The 18623-nt window shown below is 64.9% G+C and carries 15 protein-coding genes; 8 read left to right on the top strand and 7 right to left on the bottom strand.

Annotation, left to right across the window (positions count from 1 at the left end):
• Positions 1-7 precede the first annotated feature (7 nt).
• Entirely contained in the window at positions 8-700 is a 693-nt protein-coding gene (locus ACFFWD_RS16170; protein ID WP_376966777.1) for a GntR family transcriptional regulator, read from the top strand.
• Here ACFFWD_RS16170 and ACFFWD_RS16165 read toward each other — a convergent pair.
• Complete coding sequence (locus tag ACFFWD_RS16165) at positions 697-1521, bottom strand: NAD-dependent epimerase/dehydratase family protein (RefSeq protein WP_376966775.1); 825 nt, start codon at positions 1519-1521, stop codon at positions 697-699. The genes ACFFWD_RS16170 and ACFFWD_RS16165 overlap by 4 nt on opposite strands.
• 113 nt (positions 1522-1634) lie before the next feature.
• Between ACFFWD_RS16165 and ACFFWD_RS16160 the strand changes: the two genes are divergently transcribed.
• Complete coding sequence (locus ACFFWD_RS16160; protein WP_376966773.1) at positions 1635-2597, top strand: SMP-30/gluconolactonase/LRE family protein; 963 nt, start codon at positions 1635-1637, stop codon at positions 2595-2597.
• A gap of 114 nt (positions 2598-2711) precedes the next feature.
• Here the strand turns inward: ACFFWD_RS16160 and ACFFWD_RS16155 are convergent, their stop codons facing one another.
• Positions 2712-4142, bottom strand: coding sequence for an aldehyde dehydrogenase family protein (locus ACFFWD_RS16155; RefSeq protein WP_376966771.1), 1431 nt, complete (start codon positions 4140-4142; stop codon positions 2712-2714).
• Between the two features lie 205 nt (positions 4143-4347).
• Positions 4348-6714, bottom strand: a complete 2367-nt coding sequence (locus tag ACFFWD_RS16150) for a thiamine pyrophosphate-binding protein (RefSeq protein ID WP_376966769.1) — start codon at positions 6712-6714, stop codon at positions 4348-4350.
• Between the two features lie 132 nt (positions 6715-6846).
• On the opposite strand from ACFFWD_RS16150, the gene ACFFWD_RS16145 reads away from it, so the two are divergent.
• The 4 genes from ACFFWD_RS16145 (at position 6847) to ACFFWD_RS16130 (ending at position 12218) form a co-directional block, all read left to right on the top strand.
• Positions 6847-7308, top strand: a complete 462-nt coding sequence (locus tag ACFFWD_RS16145; protein ID WP_376966767.1) for an Lrp/AsnC family transcriptional regulator — start codon at positions 6847-6849, stop codon at positions 7306-7308.
• Positions 7309-8356: 1048 nt separating this feature from the next.
• The gene (locus tag ACFFWD_RS16140; protein WP_376966765.1) at positions 8357-9556 is read left to right on the top strand and encodes a tetratricopeptide repeat protein; all 1200 of its coding nucleotides are present in this window, start codon (positions 8357-8359) and stop codon (positions 9554-9556) included.
• 32 nt (positions 9557-9588) lie between these two features.
• Positions 9589-10638, top strand: a complete 1050-nt coding sequence (locus ACFFWD_RS16135; protein ID WP_376966763.1) for a tetratricopeptide repeat protein — start codon at positions 9589-9591, stop codon at positions 10636-10638.
• Positions 10639-11261: 623 nt separating this feature from the next.
• Positions 11262-12218 carry a L,D-transpeptidase family protein gene (locus ACFFWD_RS16130; RefSeq protein ID WP_376966761.1) on the top strand — a complete coding sequence of 319 codons (957 nt, stop codon included), beginning with the start codon at positions 11262-11264 and terminating at the stop codon, positions 12216-12218.
• Positions 12219-12233: 15 nt separating this feature from the next.
• Here the strand turns inward: ACFFWD_RS16130 and ACFFWD_RS16125 are convergent, their stop codons facing one another.
• Positions 12234-13124, bottom strand: a complete 891-nt coding sequence (locus tag ACFFWD_RS16125) for a LysR substrate-binding domain-containing protein (RefSeq protein ID WP_376966759.1) — start codon at positions 13122-13124, stop codon at positions 12234-12236.
• 125 nt (positions 13125-13249) lie between these two features.
• Here ACFFWD_RS16125 and ACFFWD_RS16120 point away from each other — a divergent pair, with 125 nt between their 5' ends.
• Positions 13250-14035 (top strand): 2-keto-4-pentenoate hydratase, encoded by a 786-nt coding sequence (locus ACFFWD_RS16120; RefSeq protein WP_376966757.1) that lies wholly within the window; start codon positions 13250-13252, stop codon positions 14033-14035.
• Between the two features lie 150 nt (positions 14036-14185).
• On the opposite strand, the gene ACFFWD_RS16115 is transcribed toward ACFFWD_RS16120, so the two are convergent.
• Positions 14186-15358 carry a fumarylacetoacetate hydrolase family protein gene (locus ACFFWD_RS16115; RefSeq protein ID WP_376966755.1) on the bottom strand — a complete coding sequence of 391 codons (1173 nt, stop codon included), beginning with the start codon at positions 15356-15358 and terminating at the stop codon, positions 14186-14188.
• 211 nt (positions 15359-15569) lie between these two features.
• Here ACFFWD_RS16115 and ACFFWD_RS16110 point away from each other — a divergent pair, with 211 nt between their 5' ends.
• Positions 15570-16451, top strand: a complete 882-nt coding sequence (locus ACFFWD_RS16110; RefSeq protein WP_376966753.1) for a transporter substrate-binding domain-containing protein — start codon at positions 15570-15572, stop codon at positions 16449-16451.
• Positions 16452-16617: 166 nt separating this feature from the next.
• On the opposite strand, the gene ACFFWD_RS16105 is transcribed toward ACFFWD_RS16110, so the two are convergent.
• Both ACFFWD_RS16105 and ACFFWD_RS16100 read right to left on the bottom strand, forming a co-directional pair.
• Positions 16618-17286, bottom strand: a complete 669-nt coding sequence (locus tag ACFFWD_RS16105) for an amino acid ABC transporter permease (RefSeq protein ID WP_376966751.1) — start codon at positions 17284-17286, stop codon at positions 16618-16620.
• A gap of 74 nt (positions 17287-17360) precedes the next feature.
• The gene (locus ACFFWD_RS16100) at positions 17361-18620 is read right to left on the bottom strand and encodes an NAD(P)/FAD-dependent oxidoreductase (RefSeq protein ID WP_376966749.1); all 1260 of its coding nucleotides are present in this window, start codon (positions 18618-18620) and stop codon (positions 17361-17363) included.
• Positions 18621-18623 lie beyond the last annotated feature (3 nt).

Genomic DNA, 18623 nt, shown 5'->3' with positions numbered 1-18623 from the left:
AGTGCGCATGAAAGTCCAGGCGGCAACACCCGATGTCCAAGTTTCCTCGCGAGAGGAAGAACAGGCGGAGGTGATCCGCCGGCTGGAGGAGGACATCATCTTCGGCCGCTTCGCGCCCGGCTTGCGGCTCGTCGAGGACACCTTGATGCAGCGCTACGGCGCCAGCCGGCATTTCGTGCGGCAGGCGCTGTTCCAGCTCGAGCGCCAGGGCATCGTGCTACGGGAAAAGAATGTCGGCGCCACCGTGCGGTTCTATTCGGCCGATGAGGTGCGGCAGATCTACGAGGTGCGGGAAATGTTGACGCGCCAGGCCGCGCTGATGATCGCCCTGCCCGCGCCTGCTGGCCTGATCGCGGAGCTGAGCGAGTTGCAGCGGCAATATTGCGCCAAGGCAGACGCGCAGGATATGCGTGGCATCCACGAGACCAACGATGCGTTCCACCTCGCGCTGTTCTCGGCCTGCGGCAACCCGTATCTGGTCCGGTCGCTGCAGGACTACATGAACTTGACGCTGCCGATGCGTGCGAAAAACCTCGCCGACGCCGAAGGCTTGGCGTTGTCGCGCCGGCAGCATGAATTGATGATCGAGCTCTTGAACGGCCGCGATAGCTGGGCGCTGGCGCAGCTCTGCGTCGATCACATGCAGTACAGCAAGGCCGACTATCTGGCCCGCATCGCGGGCGACGCCGCCGCACGTTAGCGCTTGCTCCAGTCGATGATCCTGCTCCTGTCCCCATCGAACTCCATGCCGCAGAACGCTCCGCCCTGGTAGAAGTCGCCGATCGGATCGGGCGGCAGCTTCGCCTGTTCGGCCATCGCATGCTCGCGGAAATCCTCAGCGCGGCCGCTCGGGCGATAGCCGAGGTCGTAGGCGCGATGATTGTCCCACCAGGCGCGCTCGTTGTAGGAGGCACCATAGAGGATCTCGAAAAGGATGTCGGGATGCTCGAGCCCGATGCGGCAGAGCTGCACGAGGTCCTCCGGCTTGAGCCAGATCGAAAGCCTGCGATGATCGAGCGGCTGTTCGCCGAAATTGCCGATCCTGAGACAGGTGACTTTCAGCCCGTGCTTGTCGGCGTAGAGCGCACCGAGCGCCTCACCGAACACCTTGCTCACGCCGTAGCGGCTGTCCGGACGCGCCGTGACGTCGGTGCCGATGCGATGATGGCGCGGATAGAAGCCGACCACGTGGTTGGAGGAGGCGAAGACGATGCGCTTGACGCCCTTTTTCCGCGCTGCCTCGAACAGATTGTAGCCGCCGATGATGTTGGATTGCAGGATTGGATCCCAGGGACCTTCGACCGAATAGCCGCCGAAATGCAAAATACCGTCGACGCCCTCGCAGATCGCTTCGACCTGCGCGAGGTCGGCGAGATCGGCCGGCTTGAAGGTCTCGCGGCTGCCGAGATCGGCCGGCGGCTTCAGATCGCTGAGCACGAGGTCCGGATAGATTGGCGGCAACAATTTGCGCAAGCTCGTGCCGATTCCCCCCGACGCGCCGGTCATCAATATGCGTGGCATTCTGTTCCTCGCTCTTCCCTCTGGCCGCGCTCGAATTGCGGTCGCAGGCCGATAATGATAGCAAACCAACCGGCCAAGGAAACACCACCGCAACACAACAACGAGAACAGCAAATGTCCGATGCTCATTCCGCGGGCTGGCGTCCGGCGACCTGTTATCCCGATCCCGCGATTCACGCCCTCGATCCGCGCTTCGAGAAATACTGGCTGAAGCTGTCCGCGGTGGAGCGGCTGACCACCGGCCTGCGCTGGGCCGAGGGCCCGGTGTGGTTCGGCGACGGGCGCTATCTGTTGTGCAGCGACATTCCGAACCAGCGCATCATCAAATGGGAGGAAGAGACCGGCGCGGTCAGCATCTTCCGCAAGCCGTCCAATTTCGCCAACGGCAACACCCGCGACCGCCAGGGCCGGCTCATCACCTGCGAGCACGGCGGCCGCCGCGTGGTGCGCACCGAATATGACGGCTCGATCACCGTCTTGATCGACTCCTTTGACGGCAAGCGGCTGAATTCGCCGAACGACGTCGTGGTCAAATCCGACGGCTCGATCTGGTTCACCGATCCTGTGTTCGGCCTGCTCGGCAATTACGAGGGCTACAAGGCCGAACCCGAGATCGATCCCAACGTCTACCGGCTCGATCCCGCGACCGGCAAGGCCACCATCGTCGCTGAAGGCGTGCTCGGGCCGAACGGGCTGTGCTTCTCGCCGGACGAGAAGATCCTCTACGTCGTGGAATCCCGCGGTGTGCCGAACCGCAAGATCCTCGCCTATGACGTCTCCGTCGACGGCACGACAATTTCCAACAAGCGCGTCTTCATCGACGCGGGTCCCGGCACGCCCGACGGCATGCGCTGCGACATCGACGGCAATCTGTGGTGCGGCTGGGGCATGGGCGATCCCGAGCTCGACGGCGTGGTCGTGTTCGCGCCCGACGGCGTCATGATCGGACGCATCGCGCTGCCCGAGCGCTGCGCCAACCTGTGCTTCGGCGGCTTGAAGCGCAACCGCCTGTTCATGGCCGCGAGCCAGTCGATCTATGCGCTCTATGTCAATACCCAAGGCGCGCTCGGCGGTTAGTTGTTCTCGCTCCCCGTCGGGGGAAGACAAAAATACAAGATATGGTCTCCAAAAGTCCGACGCCGGGGCGGTGATCCGCCCCGGCGCCAAAAATGTTGTCTCTCGTACGACAGCTTACGCCGCGTTGTAGCCCGCGACGGCCTTTGCCTCGAGGTATTCCTCCAGACCGTAGCGGCCCCACTCGCGGCCGTTGCCGGACTGCTTGTAGCCGCCGAACGGCGCCGAGCGGTCGTTCGGCACGCCCTGCAGGTTGACGTTGCCGGCGCGGATCTGGCGACCGACGCGGCGCGCGCTTTCCACGGTATCGGCCGAGACGTAACCGGCGAGACCATAGGGCGTGTCGTTGGCGATCTTCACGGCATCAGCCTCGTCCTTGGCGCCGATGATGGTCAGCACCGGTCCGAAGATTTCCTCGCGGGCGATCGTCATCTCGCTGGTGACGTCGGCGAAGATGGTCGGGCGGACATAGAAGCCCTTGTTGACGCCCTCGGGCAGGCCCGGACCGCCGGCAACCAGCGTTGCGCCCTCGTCGATGCCCTTCTGGATCAGCGCCTGGATCTTGTCCCACTGGCCGCGGTTGACCACGGGGCCGATCGTCGTGTCGGCAGCGCGCGGATCGCCCGCCTTGGTCTTGTCGGCGACGCCCTTCGCGATCGCGGCCACTTCCTTCATCTTGGACAGCGGCACGATCATGCGCGACGGAGCGTTGCAGGACTGGCCCGAGTTGTTGAACATGTGCATCACGCCGCCGGTCACCGCCTTGGTGAGGTCGGCACCATCGAGGATCACGTTCGGCGACTTGCCGCCGAGCTCCTGGCTGACGCGCTTCACGGTCGGCGCCGCGCGCTTGGCAACATCGACGCCGGCGCGGGTCGAGCCGGTGAACGAGATCATGTCGATGTCGGGATGCTCGCTCATCGCGGCACCAACCTCGGGGCCGAGGCCGTTGAGCAGGTTGAACACGCCCTTCGGCACGCCGGCTTCATGGAGGATTTCCGCGAAGATCAAGGCCGAGGTCGGGGTGAACTCCGACGGCTTCAGTATCATGGTGCAGCCGGCGGCGAGCGCGGGCGCGACCTTGCAGGCGATCTGGTTGAGCGGCCAGTTCCAGGGCGTGATCATGCCGACGACGCCGACCGGCTCGCGCACCACGACCGCAGTGCCCATGGTCTCCTCGAACTCGTACTTCTTCAGCACTTCGAGGGTGTTCATGAGGTGGCCGAGGCCGGCACCGGCCTGCAGCTTCTCCGCCATCGGCAGCGGCGCGCCCATCTCGTCGGAGACGGCGGCGCCGATTTCCTTCATGCGGCCCTTGTAGACCTCGACGATCTTGGCGAGCAGCGCGACGCGCTCCTCGCGGCTGGTCTGGGAATAGGTCTCGAACGCGCGCTTGGCGGCGGCGACCGCTTTGTCGACATCGGCCTTGGAGCCGAGCGCAACCTCATACATCGCTTCTTCGGTCGCCGGATTGACGACGGGGGTGGACTTCTTGACGACCGGATCGACCCAGGCGCCGTCGATGTAGAATTGCATGCGATTGACCATCGGAAACCTCTTGTACGGGGCGTATGGAAAGGGGAACGGAAGCGTTCGGCAGGCATCCTTGCACGAAAGCCCCGGGAATAGAACCCGCCATATGCGGGGCGCGGCTCGTGCGCGCACACGGGATATAAGGCCCGAGGCGAGCGGGTGGCAAGGTACTGATGTCGTCCCGGCGAAGGCCGGGACGACGATGTGGAGCCGGCAACGGCTACACCGCCATCTTGCGATGCCGCACCGGCGCGCCGACGGACAGCCCCTCCGCCGCATCGATGATGGCGTTGGCGTCGATGCCGTGGTGGCGGTAGAGGTCGCCAATGGTGCCGGTCTGGCCGAAATGGCTGACGCCGAGCGCCTCGACGCGGTGGCCGCGCACGCTGCCGAGCCAGCCGAGTGCGGCAGGATGGCCGTCGAGAACAGTCACAATGCCGCAGTCCCGGCCGAGCGGCGCCAGCAACTGCTCGATATGACTCAAATGCTGCACAGCGCGACGGTCACGGCGCAAATTCCGTGCGGCGGACCAACCGGCATAGAGCCGGTCGGCCGAGGTCACGGCCAGCAAGCCGACATCGCGGTGGCTCTCGCCAATCAGGCCGACCGCCTCGATCGCCTCCGGCGCCACCGTGCCGGCATAGGCCACCACGAGGTCGCAGTTCGGGCCCGGCTTGCGCAGCCAGTAGGCGCCCTCGGTGATGTCGCGCTCAAGGTCGGGCGTCATGATCCGCTGCGGCTGTTCCAGCGTGCGGGTGGAAAGCCGCAAATAGACCGAGCCGCCCTCGGCGCCCTCGCGCTGCATGTGGGCGAAGCCCCATCCCATGATCACGGCAAGTTCATCGACGAAGGCCGGCTCGAACGAGGCGAGCCCGTCCTGCCCGATCCCGATCAGCGGCGTCTTGATCGACTGATGCGCGCCGCCCTCCGGCGCCAGCGTGATGCCCGACGGCGTCGCCGCGACCATGAAGCGCGCATCCTGGTAGCAGGCATAATTGAGCGCATCGAGCCCGCGCTCGATGAAGGGATCGTAGAGCGTGCCGACCGGCAACAACCGCTCGCCATTGATCTGGTGCGACAGGCCGAGCGCCGAGAGCAGGATGAACAGGTTCATCTCGGCGATGCCGAGCTCGAAATGCTGTCCCTTCGGCGAGTATTCCCAGGTGTAGGCGGACGGGATCTTCTCCTGCCGGAACAGGTCGTGGTTCTCCGCCTTGGCGAATAGCCCGCGCCGGTTGACCCAGGCGCCGAGATTGGTCGACACGGTGACGTCGGGCGATGCGGTCACGATGCGCGAGGCGAGAGCGCTGTCGCCGCGTGCGAGCTCGTGGAGCACGATGCCAAAGCCCTGCTGCGTCGACATCTGCGCCGACGCCTTGAACGCGAGCCGCTCCGGCACGTCGATGACGGGCGCCGACAATCTGCGGCGTCCTTCGCGGTTGAACGGCGCGTCCGCGAGGAACGCCTCGAGATCAGCGGTATCCTGCGTCAGCCCCTCGAACCGGTCCCATTCATGGCCGGGCCGTATGTTCTGGCTGGTGCGCCACTTCTCCATCTGCGCAACCGTCATCAGGCCGGCATGGTTGTCCTTGTGGCCCTGGAACGGCAGGCCGACGCCCTTGATGGTGTAGGCGATGAAGCAGACCGGGCGATCGTGATCAACAGCCTCGAACGCCTCGATCATGCTCGCCATGTCGTGGCCGCCGAGATTGGACATCAGCGCGAGCAGCTCGTCATCGCTGCGGCGGTCGATCAGGGCAGAGACCGGGCCCTGGTCGCCGATGTCGTCCCGCAAATGCTTGCGGAACGCCGCGCCGCCCTGGAAGCACAGCGCCGCGTACATCTGGTTGGGGCAATTGTCGATCCAGCGCCGCAGCGCCTCGCCGCCGGGCTCAGCGAACGCCTCAAGCATCAGCTTGCCGTATTTCACGATCACCACGTCCCAGCCGAAATTGCGGAACATGGTCTCGAACTTCGCCCACAGACCCTCGCGCACCACGGCATCGAGCGACTGCCTGTTGTAGTCGACCACCCACCAGGTGTTGCGCAGGCCGTGCTTCCAGCCTTCCAGCAACGCCTCGAAGATGTTGCCCTCGTCCATCTCGGCATCGCCGACCAGCGCAATCATGCGCCCCTCGGGACGCTCCTTCATCCAGCCGTGCGCCTGGACGTAATCCTGCACCAGCGAGGCGAACAGGGTCTGCGCAACGCCGAGGCCGACCGAGCCGGTGGAGAAATCGACGTCGTCGGCATCCTTGGTGCGCGACGGATAGGATTGCGCGCCCTTGAAGCCGCGGAAGTTTTCCAGCTTGTCGCGGGTCTGGTGGCCGAACAGATACTGGATCGCGTGGAACACCGGACTTGCATGCGGCTTCACCGCGACGCGGTCCTGCGGCCGCAGCACCGAGAAATAGAGAGCCGACATGATGTTGGCGAGCGAAGCCGACGATGCCTGGTGGCCGCCGACCTTCAGGCCGTCGGTGTTCGGCCTGACATGGTTGGCGTGATGGATCGTCCACGACGACAGCCACAGCACCTTGCGGGCCAAAGCGGACAGCAATTCGAGGCGTGCAGGCTCGATTCCCATGGCGATGCTCCGGAGAAATATCGTCAGATGTTACTGCCGGCGCCGCATCCATAAATCTCAAATCCTCGCGACAACACAGGGAAAATTGGGATAACTTCCCACGAAGTACTCCCAATCGACGAGTTCATCCCAATGCCTGCCCTCGACGCCATCGACCGCAAGATCCTGAGTCTGCTCCAGACCGACAGCCGCATGACCATGCAGCAACTCGCCGACAAGGTCGGGCTGTCGGTCTCGCCGTGCCACCGCCGGGTCAAGCTCTTGGAGGAGCGCGGCGTGATCACGCGTTACGTCGCGACCGTGGACCAGAAATCGCTCGGGCTTCACGTCTCTGTCTTCATCTCGATCAAGCTCGCACGGCAGAAAGAGGAAGATTTGAACCGCTTCGCCCGCGCGATCTCGAAATGGGACGAGGTGCTGGAGTGCTATTTGATGACGGGAAATCGCGACTACCTCCTGCGCGTCGTCGCCGCCGACCTCTCCTCCTACGAGGCGTTCCTGAAGAACAAGCTGACGCGGCTCGACGGCATTGCCTCGATCGAGTCGAGCTTTGCGCTGAGCCAGGTGAAGTACTCGATTGCGCTGCCGGTGTAGTCGTCGCCTCAGTGGCGCCAAAACCTCGATGTCGTCCCGGCGAACGCCGGGAGCCATAACCACAGGATTGCATTGTTGAGACAGGACGTGGCTCCAGCGCGCAAACCGGCTGCGAGCGGTGGTTATGGATCCCGGGTCAAGCCCGGGACGACATCGAATTTGAGGCGCAGTTCTCTCCACGTCATTGCGAGCGAAGCGAAGCAATCCATGCGTCAGCATATGCCGGACGATGGATTGCTTCGTCGCTTCTCCTCGCAATGGCGAAGGATATAGGTTCGCATTCTCGCGACATGATTTGTCCGAGCTTTGCATCTCGTTCCGCCCTCGCATCGAACAGAGGGCGCAGGGAAAGCCGGGTGCCGATTGCTGGGTCCGGTGCAACAAAAAGCACCGGGGTAGGACCACAGGTGAAACCCGAAACACTCCGGCTTTCCCTGCGCGATGGGTTACGGCTTATCTCGTGCTCTCCCCGGCGAGACCGGGCTTGTTTGTCACCGTCTTCGCAAAGGCGCGTCGCGCCTTGCGAGGAGAGACCTGCCACTGGGGCGTCAGGACCACACGACTTCGCCGTCCGCTTCTCGCGTGCTCGTCAGGCACGCAATCAGCGTCCACCGCATCCCACACCACGTTCGTGACGATCGCGAGCCGCCCCTCGTGTCGGGTGAGACGGACGGAGTCTTAGTGCTGATTTGGGCTCCGCGTCAATAGAAATTCTGAAAATCAGAATGAAATATGAACTGCACGCCGCAGCACCACCCGCTCTGGACGGAAGCGGAAATATTTCGCGAGGACATTTATCACGACGGGCAAATCAGTGATCCGCGTTGCGGTCAGCCATGACACGCGAGGATCGGCGATACAGCTCCACGCTGAAGGCGCCACAAGACGGCACGCATTGTGGTCCGGGCAGTCTGCGCGGATCGGCGAAACACCTCGCTAAGGACGCTCACCAAAACGGCGAACTCACTAAAATTGCCCAGATTGTCTTGACGCGATCTTACCACCCAGAGCAGCAAGGTCGCCCCGCTTCGGCCACAGGGCGGTTCCCGTGCTTCAGCGTAGCGGCATCATCACAACATTCATTCTGTTTTGTTGGACGGCTGGTTCGGGCCATGCTTTTGCCGACGACCAATGTTCGGTAACTGTCTTTGAGACCAATGCCGGCGAGGCCGCGAAGAACTGCACCGCGGTCCTGGACGGCGGCCGGCTCACGAAGGCCGCCCATGCAGAAGCCCTGAAGATACGTGTTCGCGCGCTGCACAGGATGGGGCGCCTTGACGAGGCGATCAAGGACTATGAGAAAGCGCTCAGTATCGCGCCCGATGATCCAGAGCTGCACTTGCGCCGTGGCTGGACGGCATACGACCAGCGAGACTTCGACACGGTTTTCGCTCAAGCCCACGGCGCGCTGAAGCTCAAACCCGGATATGCGGACGTGTACGGCTTGATCGGAGCCGCGCTCAGTCTGGGCGGACCGGAGAAGTTCGCGCAGGCCAAGGTGGCCTATGACGAAGCAATACGGCTGCAACCGCTCGAACCGCTGCATCGATTCAATCGCCTCTGGCTCCTCAAGCGCAACGATTTCCATCAGGAAGCTATTCAGGAGGCCGACGCCATCCTCGCCTTGCCGGAACCCCTGATCACCAGGCCGTCCGCCGTCACGAGCTATTTGCGGTCCACGACATACCGGATCGCCGTTGCAATGGAGCGTGCGCTCCTGCTCAGAACGGTCGGACGAATCGACGAAGCCCGTCAGGCCTACGATCGAGCGATCGAACTTGATCCCGACGCGCAGACGTTCGCCTGGCGCGCGGAATTCAGGCTCACGCAAGCTGCATACATTCCGGGAGCTCCGCCGCCGTCGCTGGACGCCGTTCAGGACGACCTCACCAAGGCGCTGGCGCTGGCCCCCGACTACTGGTTCAGCCTGAACCAGCAGGCACACGTCCATTTCATCGGGCATCAATACGAATTGGCCGCCGAGGAATATGCCCGGGCCCTCAAGGGATATCCCATCAACGGGACCATGCGATGGAAGTATGCAATCACCTTGCGAAAGCTCGGACGAGGTGAGGAAGCCGCCGCCGAGGCGATCACGTCGTTCAACGTCGACCCGGGCTTCATGGAGGAGAAGCTCGGCGTGCTGCAAAAACGCGGGTACCTCGCCGCCATCCCGCCCGATACCGATCCGCGACCCGCGCTGATGGACGCGGTGCGGGCCTGCATGCTGGATGAGGATTGCGGATGATGCGTCGCCTCGCGGGTATCGGATGTATCGCAATGATCCTGGTGGCCGCGCCGTCCGCGCTGGCGCTCGAGGCGCCGCAGCCCGGGGCCGGCGTCATCGCCGTGCGCACCACGCCGTGCATGCTTGCGACACAAAGCGGAAAACAGCCCTGTCCGTTGCCGGCGCTGGCCGAGGGAGCGGATTCGACGCAACAGGCGGCCGCGAGGACGGCCCGCGCGACGTTCTACATCGACGTCGGAGACCTCAAGAACGCGCTAGCGGAAGCCGACGAAGCGCTGAAGCTCGATCCGAACAATGTGGATACCCGCCACCTCGTGGCGCGCCTGGCGCTATCGACCGGGGACTTCAAGCGCGCCGAGCCCGAGATCAAGACCGCCCTGCAGCAGCGACCTGACGACGCCAACCTGCAAGCGACCAATGCGGCGCGCCTGCTGGACACAAGGTACGACGAGGCGCTGCGTCTGTTCGATCAGGTTCTGTCGGCGCACCCGGATCACAGGTTCTCGCGGGAGTCGCGGGCCAGACTGCGACTGGCGCTCGGTCTGCCCGACGAGGCCGTAGCCGATCTGGATGTCCTCCTCGCCGGTGATCGGCGCGAGACCAGCCTGCTCTCGCTTCGCGCGAAGGCGCACATTGCGGCTGGCCATCCCAAAGAGGCCGTGGCCGACCTCACCGAGGCCTTGAACGACGATCCAGACAGCTTTCATCTTCTGACCACCCGCGCCGCAGCCAACGAGATCCTCGGCGACGACAGCGCGGCGCTGGCCGACTACGACGCCCTTCTCGGCCCGATCGGTGGCAAACCGAACTACGCCATCAGCGGGGACAAGCTCGCCAAATATCAAATGCAGCGCGCCCTGGTTTCGGTCCGGCTGAAACGGTTCGCCGAAGCTGCCGCGGATGCCGTCAATGCCTTGAGCGTGGGTGGCCGTCGCACTCTCCTGAAGGCGCAGGTCTTTCTTCGCCAGAACGGATTCCCTGAGACCCCGTTGGATGGCCAGCCTTCTGAGGAACTCAGGAAGGCGATGCAAGCCTGCATGGGCTTGAACTCCCGTTTCGAGAAAGTCAGCGATTCACTTTGATGAGGAGTACCGACGTGGTCAGAAGCACAACACGGCTTGCACGTTCGTGGTCGGCTGGATTGATTCTGCTTGGCCTGACACTCAGCGGCTCTTCATTTGCTCAGAGCACGGGCGTTGAGCCACCAAGAATGTCAAGCTGGTGCGCGTCCGCACCAGCGGGGACGAACAAATCGAACGCGACGCGCGACGAATGTTCGGCCGCACACTCACGATTGAGAATTACTTACACACCGTGGTGCACAAGGTATTCCTCCCAGTGCGTCAGCAGGCCCGGCGCCGCGCCGCTCTACGCGAGCGCATTGCTGGATTAGGCGCCCGAACAGGCGCCCCGGCCGCCTTCTCTGTCTAGGACGGTTGGTGTCGCGGCAGCCGTCGCGCCGGCAGTGATGAAACGACGGCGATCAGGCTTCGCCAACATGATTCCCTCCCTGGATTTTGCGCGAGGGTATCGCATCGTCCGCATCCCAAAGACGGGACAGGTTGGCGCAGCGGCAGGAACCGGTTTCACAGGAACACACGCTCGCGACGCACGTTCATTCCTTGGCTTATCCGCCCTGTCCGGAAGCGCGAGCGGGGCTCGTTGCAACATGACGCAAAGGCATACGAGGTGCGTCTATGTCAGCTTGGTCCTCGTCCTTGTGACGAGCACCGCCTACGCGGCCGACATCAATCCGGCGACGATCAACGCCGCGGAGCCATCACGGAAAACGCTGTCGAACGACAAACCGACGCCCGCAGGGGTCCGGTTGCAGGTGCTGCTGGACCGCGCCCGCTTCTCGCCGGGCGAGATCGACGGCAGGTTCGGCGAGAACGCTAAGAAGGCGTTGCGCGCCTACGCCGAGGCGCAGCAACTGCCTGTTACGGACGAGGTGACCGACGATGTCTGGAAGCGGTTGCAAGCCGACGACCGGCCGGTGGTCGCCAACTACACCATCGCGGAAAAGGACGTCGCAGGGCCGTTCCTGCGCAAGCTTCCCGCCAGAATGGAAGAGATGAAGGATATTCCGAAGCTGAGCTACACCAGCTCGCGCGAGGGCCTGGCCGAGAAGTTTCACATGAGCGAGCAGCTGCTGTCGGCGCTCAATCCGGGACAGCGCTTCGACCGTGCCGGAGATGTCATCGCCGTGATCGACACCGGCGCCGGACAGGCGAAGACGTCAGAGAAAGCGGACCGGGTCGAAGTCGACAAGCGGCGGCAAACCGTCAGACTGTTCGACAAGACCAGCACGCCGATCGGCTTCTATCCCGCAACCGTCGGCAGCGAGGAGAAGCCTTCTCCGACAGGGACGCTGAAGGTGACGGAGATCAACCGCAATCCGACCTATCGCTACGATCCAAAATATCATTTCAAAGGCGTCCATTCGCGCAGGCCGTTCACGATCAGGCCCGGACCGAACAATCCGGTCGGCACGGTCTGGATCAATCTGTCCGCGGAGGGCTACGGCATCCACGGCACACCTTCGCCTGGGAAGGTGTCCAAGACCCAATCGCACGGTTGCGTTCGTCTCACCAACTGGGATGCCGAACGCGTCGCCGAGCGGGTGTCCAAAGGCACTCCGGTCATATTCCTCGCCGACTGATGCCGACCGCGCCGTTCACCGCGCGGCAGCCGCCTTCGCCAGCCGTGCGACAATCCAGTCCCTGAACGCGGCCAGCGCCGGCTCGTCGGCGAGCCGCGCCTCGTATTGCAGCACGAAGTGGCGGCGGGTCTGGCGGACCTTGCGATGCGCGATGACGATCTTGCGGCGCGCGAGGTCCGGCGCCAGCAGCGCCTCGATCGCGATGGCCGCGCCCATGCCGGCGGCCGCGGCTTCGATCGCGAGGCCGACGCTCTCAAAGCTGCTGCCGGTCTGCGCCGGCACATGACTGAGGCCGGCGTGATCGAGCCAGCGGCGCCAATCGTCCGGGCGCGGGCGCGCATGCAGCAGCGGAACGGCGGCGAAATCGAGCGGCCCGCGCTTCAGCCAGCGCGGTGCGCAGACCGGAACGGTGGCGATCGGCAGCAGCGGATGCGTCACCAGCCCGGGACGCGGCGCGGCGTCGGAGACGGCGATCACCGCATCGTAGCGGCCGGGCAAGAGATCGAGCGGATTGGGGCTGGTGTGCAGGTCGATCGCGAGATCGGGATGCGCCGATCGGAGATCATGCCAGATCGGCAGCAACAGGCGCGACGCCACGAAGCCGTAGACGCCGATCGACAGCCGGCGCAGCCGCGCCAGCTTCACGCCTCTTGCGCCGTCGGCAATGCGGTCGAGCCCCTCGCGCGTCGCCTGCGCCAGCGCCTCGCCGGCGCTGGTCAGGACGAGGCCGCCCGCCTGGCGCAGGAACAGCGCCTTCTCAAGATGTTCCTCCAGCGCGCGGATGTGCCGGCTCACCGCGCCCGGCGTGACACCGAGCTCTTCGGCGGCACGGGTCATCGAGAGGTGACGCGCGACGGCTTCGAAGGCGCGAACGGCATGGAGCGGAGGAAGACGACGCCAGGACATCTATTGAGTATGACTCAATCGGCGCGCAGATAAATCGTTTGCCGTGAGCTCGACGCAACCCTATCCACCTCCTGGTTCGCGGCCGCTGCGGTGGCGACGAACGTCCGCCGCTCCCGAGGTCTGCCATGGATATTGCCCGCCAGCGCGAACTTGCGCGTCTGCTCGCCACGCTCCGCCGCGACGGCCGGCAGCAAAGCGGGCTCGATCCGGGGCTGGTGCGGCCGGACAAGGACACCGCCTATCGCGTCGCGCGGATGGTCGAGGACGAATTGAGCCGCCCGGTCGCGGGCTGGAAGATCGCGGCGATGAAGGCCGGATTGCAGGCGCAATTGCGCACCGACTCCCCGATCTACGGCCGCGTCTTCGCGCCACAGATCCGCGAGGCGCCGGCCAGCGTCGCGCACGCACAACAATGCAGCCCAATCCCTGAGGTCGAATACCAGGCGCGGCTCGGCGCGGACCTGCCGCCGCGCGACAGGCCGTACACCGTCGACGAGGTGACCGAGGCGGTGGCCTCGCTGCATCCGGGCATCGAGCTTGCCGAATGCCGCTTCGTGCACGATGCGGCGTTTCCGCCCCTGAACGCGATCCTCGCCGACGGCGCAGGCGCCGGCAGCATCGTCTACGGGCCTGCGATTGCGGACTGGCGAACGCGCGACGTCGCCGGACAGGAGGTGACGCTGAGCTGCAACGGCGCCTTGCGGCGCAAGGGCACCGCGGCCGAGGCGCTCGACCATCCGCTGGTGCCGCTCACCTGGCTCGCCAATGAATTGTCACGCACCGGCATCGGGCTGAAGGCCGGGCAGCTGATCTCGACGGGCACGCTGACCGGCATGCTGCGCCCGAAGCCGGGCGAGACGTATGTCGCGGATTTCGGGCCGTTCGGCAGCGTGACGGCGAGCTACGTGTGATGAAGATGTGTAGGGTGGGCAAAGCGAAGCGTGCCCACCATCTAACATTCTGCTCGCGATGGTGGGCACGCGGAGCCTGTCATCGGGCGCGCGTTCGCGCGACCCGTTGGCTTTGCCCACCCTACCGCTTCACTATGACGACGCGATGCCTCAAAGCACCTTCCGCTGCGCAAGGCTCTTCATCAGCGCGCTCACGCCGAACGTCCAGGGCTCGCATTCGTCGCTACCCCGCATGCGGTTGACGAGCTTGCCGAGCTGGGGTGCAGCGATGGTGACGATGTCGTCGCGCTTGTGGGTGAAGCCCTCGCCCTTCGCGTCGCGGTCCTTGACCGGCGCGAACATCGTGCCGAGGAACAGCGCAAATCCATCAGGGTATTGATGCACCGGACCGATGGTCTGGGCGACGAGGTCGGTCGGGTCGCGGCTGATCTTGCTGATCGAGGAATGGCCCTCGAGCACGAAGCCGTCCGCCCCCGTCACGGTCAGGCCGACATCCATTGTCCTGACGTCGTCGAGCGAGAAGGTCTGGTCGAACAGGCGGAGCAGCGGGCCGATCGCGCAGGAGGCGTTGTTGTCCTTGGCTTTCGACAGCAACAGCGCCGAGCGGCCCTCGAAGTCGCGCAGGTTGACGTCGTTGCCGAGCGCGGCACCGACGATTTGGCCTGTGCTTGACACCACGAGCACGACCTCCGGCTCCGGATTGTTCCAGGTCGATTTCGGATGCAGGCCGGCGTCCATGCCAGTGCCGACCGACGATAATGTCGGCGCCTTGGTGAAGACCTCGGCATCGGGGCCGATGCCGACCTCGAGATACTGGCTCCAGGCGTTCTGCTCGATCAGCACCTGCTTCAGCCTCGCTGCCTCCGCCGAGCCCGGCTTCAACTTCGAGAGATCGTCGCCGACGAGGCGCACCACCTCCTTGCGGATCGCCTCCGCCGACGACGGATTGCCGCGCGCCCGCTCCTCGATGACGCGCTCCAGCATCGAGATCGCGAAGGTGACGCCGGCGGCCTTCAAGACCTGCAGGTCGACCGGTGCGAGCAGATACGGCCTTGTGCTGTCGCGGCCGTCCGGCGGCGTATTGGCCAGGATGGCATCGAGATCGCCGATCCGCTCGCCCTTGGTCGCGCGCAATGCCGCCGCCGGATCCCGCTCCTCGCACAGCGCGCTCACGGTGGGGAAACGCGCGGTGACGTCGAACACGCCGTCATCGCGCACCGCAACCACGGCCGGACCGCCGGCCTGTGGCAGCCAGACCCGCCCGACCAGCGTGCCGGCGGTCGCGTCTTCCGGCAGGACGTCTCTCGGCGTGAGCGAAATCATCGGCATCTCCCTTTGCTCTTGTTGGCGCTTGTTAGCACAGTCCCGGCGGCAGTGTGAAACGGTCGCGCACGCGATGACAGTCCAACACTTTAACGGTTCAACACTTGGGCAATTGTGCATTCACCTCGCCTACTAATGGCGCAGGCGATCACTATTGCTGCCATCGGATACCGACGCTAGGCTCCGTCCGATTTGGTGCAGGGAGGCCCTCGTGACTCAATCCGACGACGTGAAGATTTCAGAAGACCGCCGCGACGCGCTGCGCTATGCGCTCGGCATCGGCAGCGGCGCCGCGCTGGCCGCCACGCTGACAACGCCGGCATCTGCCCAGGCGCAGGCCGCCGACAACACCCTCGACCGTGTCAGGGCCAACAAGGTGCTGCGCATCGCCGTGCTGCCGGGCGAGTTGCCCTATTTCAACAAGGACCTCGCCACCGGCACCTGGTCCGGCTTCTCGATCGAGATGGCCAACGATTTGGCAAAACTGCTCGACGTCAAGCTGGAATATGTCGAGTCGACCTACGGCAATTCGATCCTCGATTTGCAGGCCAACAAGATCGACCTCGGCTTTGCGCTCAACCCGACCCCGCAGCGGGCGCTGGTGGTCGACTTCACCAGCCTGGTGTTCCCGCATCCGTTCGGCGCGATGCTGAAGAAGGGCCTGGAGGCGAAGACCTGGGCTGACATCAACAAGCCCGAGGTGAAGATCGCGGTCGACGTCGGCTCTGCCAACGAGGCGGTCGCCCGCCGCTTTGCGCCGAACGCCACCATCAAGTCGCTGAAGTCACGCGACGAGGTGATGCTGGAGATGTCGTCAGGCCGCGTCGATTGCGTGGTCAACGCGCTGGTGCTGGGGCTCACCGCGATTGCCAAGAACCCGAACCTCGGCACCTACAAGATCCTGCAATCGCCGTCGGTGACGATCGCCAGCGGCACCGCGGTGCGGCGCGAGCCGGACAAGCGCTGGCGCGACTTCCTGTCGGTGTGGATCGACTACAACCGCGGCGTCGGCCAGATGCGCGAATGGTTCGTCAAGGGCCTCGCGCTCGCGGGCGTCAAGGCCGAGGACGTGCCGGTGGAGTTGAATATCTGACGTGAGAGCGCGCCGCGTCGGAATTATGCCCCCTCTCCCGCTTGCGGGGGAGGGCCGGGGTGGGGGTGCCGCCGCGAGTCAGAATCTTCGAGTGGAGAGAGCCCCCACCCGCATCGCATCTTCGATGCGTTGCGACCTCCCCCGCAAGCGGGAGAGGTAAGAAAGCTCACACCTTGTCGTAGGTCAGGCCGCGCTCGAGGCGGCGTGCCGCCAGCGTCGAGGGGAACAGGATCGCGAAATAGATCAGCGCCACGATGGTGTAGACCTCGAGCGGCCGGTAGGTGTCGGCGTTGATCAGGGTCGCGTTGTAGACGAGATCCGGCACCGCGATGATCGACACCAGCGAGGTGTTTTTCAGTTGCGTCACCGACTGGTTGACGTAGGGCGCCATCATCGGCTTCATCGCCTGCGGCAGGATGACGAGCCGCATCAGGCGCCAGCCGCGGAAGCCGAGCGCCTTGGCGGCGTCCCACTGCCCGATCGGCACGCTCTCGATGCTGCCGCGCACGATCTCGGCATAGAACGCGCCGCCATAGAGCGAGAGCACGCTGACGGCCGCGACATGCGCCGGGATGTTGACGCCGATCACGACCGGAAAGGCGTAGTAAAACCAGATGATCTGCACCAGCAGCGGCGTGCAGCGGAACGCTTCGATATAGGCGACCAGCAGCCAGTCGATCACCGGAATGCGCTTCAGGCGCAGCATGCCGACGATCAGGCCGATCAAGGTCCCCAGGATGATGGTGCCGATCGTGTAGGCAATGGTCCAGCCGAGCCCGAGCCAGAACAGATGGCTGTACTTGCCGAGGATCGCGAAGTCCCAAACGTAATTCATCCTGCCCCTCGGTTACCGGAAATTGCCGCGCCGCCCGCCACGACGTCCCAGCATCGCAGGCGAGCGGGAGCGAGTCACGCGATATAGCGGCTTGGGGAAAACGCTGATGTATCGAACGGCGGCGCCTCGCCGCCGATCATGGCCGCGATCGCGGCGCCCGTGCCGGGGCCGGTGGTGAAGCCGATATGCTGGTTGCCGAAGGCGAGCCAGAGGCCGCGATGGCGCGGCGCCGGCCCGATCATCGGCAGGCTGTCGGGCAGCGTCGGCCGCGAGCCGCGCCAGCGCTCGCCGACCGCCTCGCCAAACTCGACTACGCTGCGCGCCATCGGCACCACAGCCTCGAGCTGGGCGTAGTTCGATGGCGCATCGCGCGCGGTCAATTCGACGCCGCTGGTCACGCGAATGCCCTGCTCCATCGGCGTCATCAGGAAACCGCCCTCCGCATCATGGATCGGGCGGAGCAATTTGCGTGCCGGGTTCGGCACGAAATGCTGGTGGTAGCCGCGCTCGGTTGCGAGCGGCACGCGATAGCCGAGCGGCCGCAGCAGTTCCGCCGACCACGGCCCGAGCGCGACCACGACGTGGCGCGCATTGATCTCGCCGTCGGCGAGCTCAACGCGCCAACTATCGTCCAGCGCTGCGACCTGCTTGATCTCGGACTGCCTGACGGCGCCGCCGTTCGCGGCGAGCATCTTCGCGTAGGCCTTGACCACGGCGCCGGGGGAATCGACCGATGCGGTCTGGCTGTGCAACAGGCCGACGCTGTAGGCCGGGATGATGTTGGGCTCGAGCGCGGAAATGCCCTGACGGTCGAGCACCTCGCTCCTGATGCCGAACTCGGCGAGCGCCGCCTGCTCGGCCTTCGCGGCGGCAAGCCCATCACCGCGCCAGGCCTTCAGCCAGCCGGTTTCACGGATGCGGTGGCCGGCCTCGGCCTGCACGATCCAGTCGCGGTGCAGCTTCATCGACGTCCCGATCAGGCCGGCCAATGCCGCGGCGCGCGGCCGGGTCTGCGACGGCGTCGCGGCTGCAAGGAAGCGGATCACCCAGGAGGCATTGGCGATCGCCCACGGAATGTTCCAGCGCAGCGCCGGATGCGTGTTGGTGAGATATTTCGGCAGGTTCTTCCAGAGCGCGGGCGTGTTGAGCGGCAGGATCGAGCCAGACGAGATGATGCCAGCATTGCCATAGGAAGTTTCGCTGCCGGGCTCGCGCCGGTCGACCACGATGACCGACAGGCCGCGCTGCCGCGCTGCGATCGCGGTCGACACGCCGACCATGCCGGCGCCGAGCACGACGACATCGGCCTGTTGTCCTGGCGCTGATACGGTCATGCG

The sequence above is a fragment of the Bradyrhizobium erythrophlei genome, from assembly GCF_042430365.1.
In the GTDB taxonomy this organism is placed as follows: domain Bacteria; phylum Pseudomonadota; class Alphaproteobacteria; order Rhizobiales; family Xanthobacteraceae; genus Bradyrhizobium; species Bradyrhizobium erythrophlei.
This window is presented reverse-complemented; position numbering and strand designations above follow the sequence as displayed.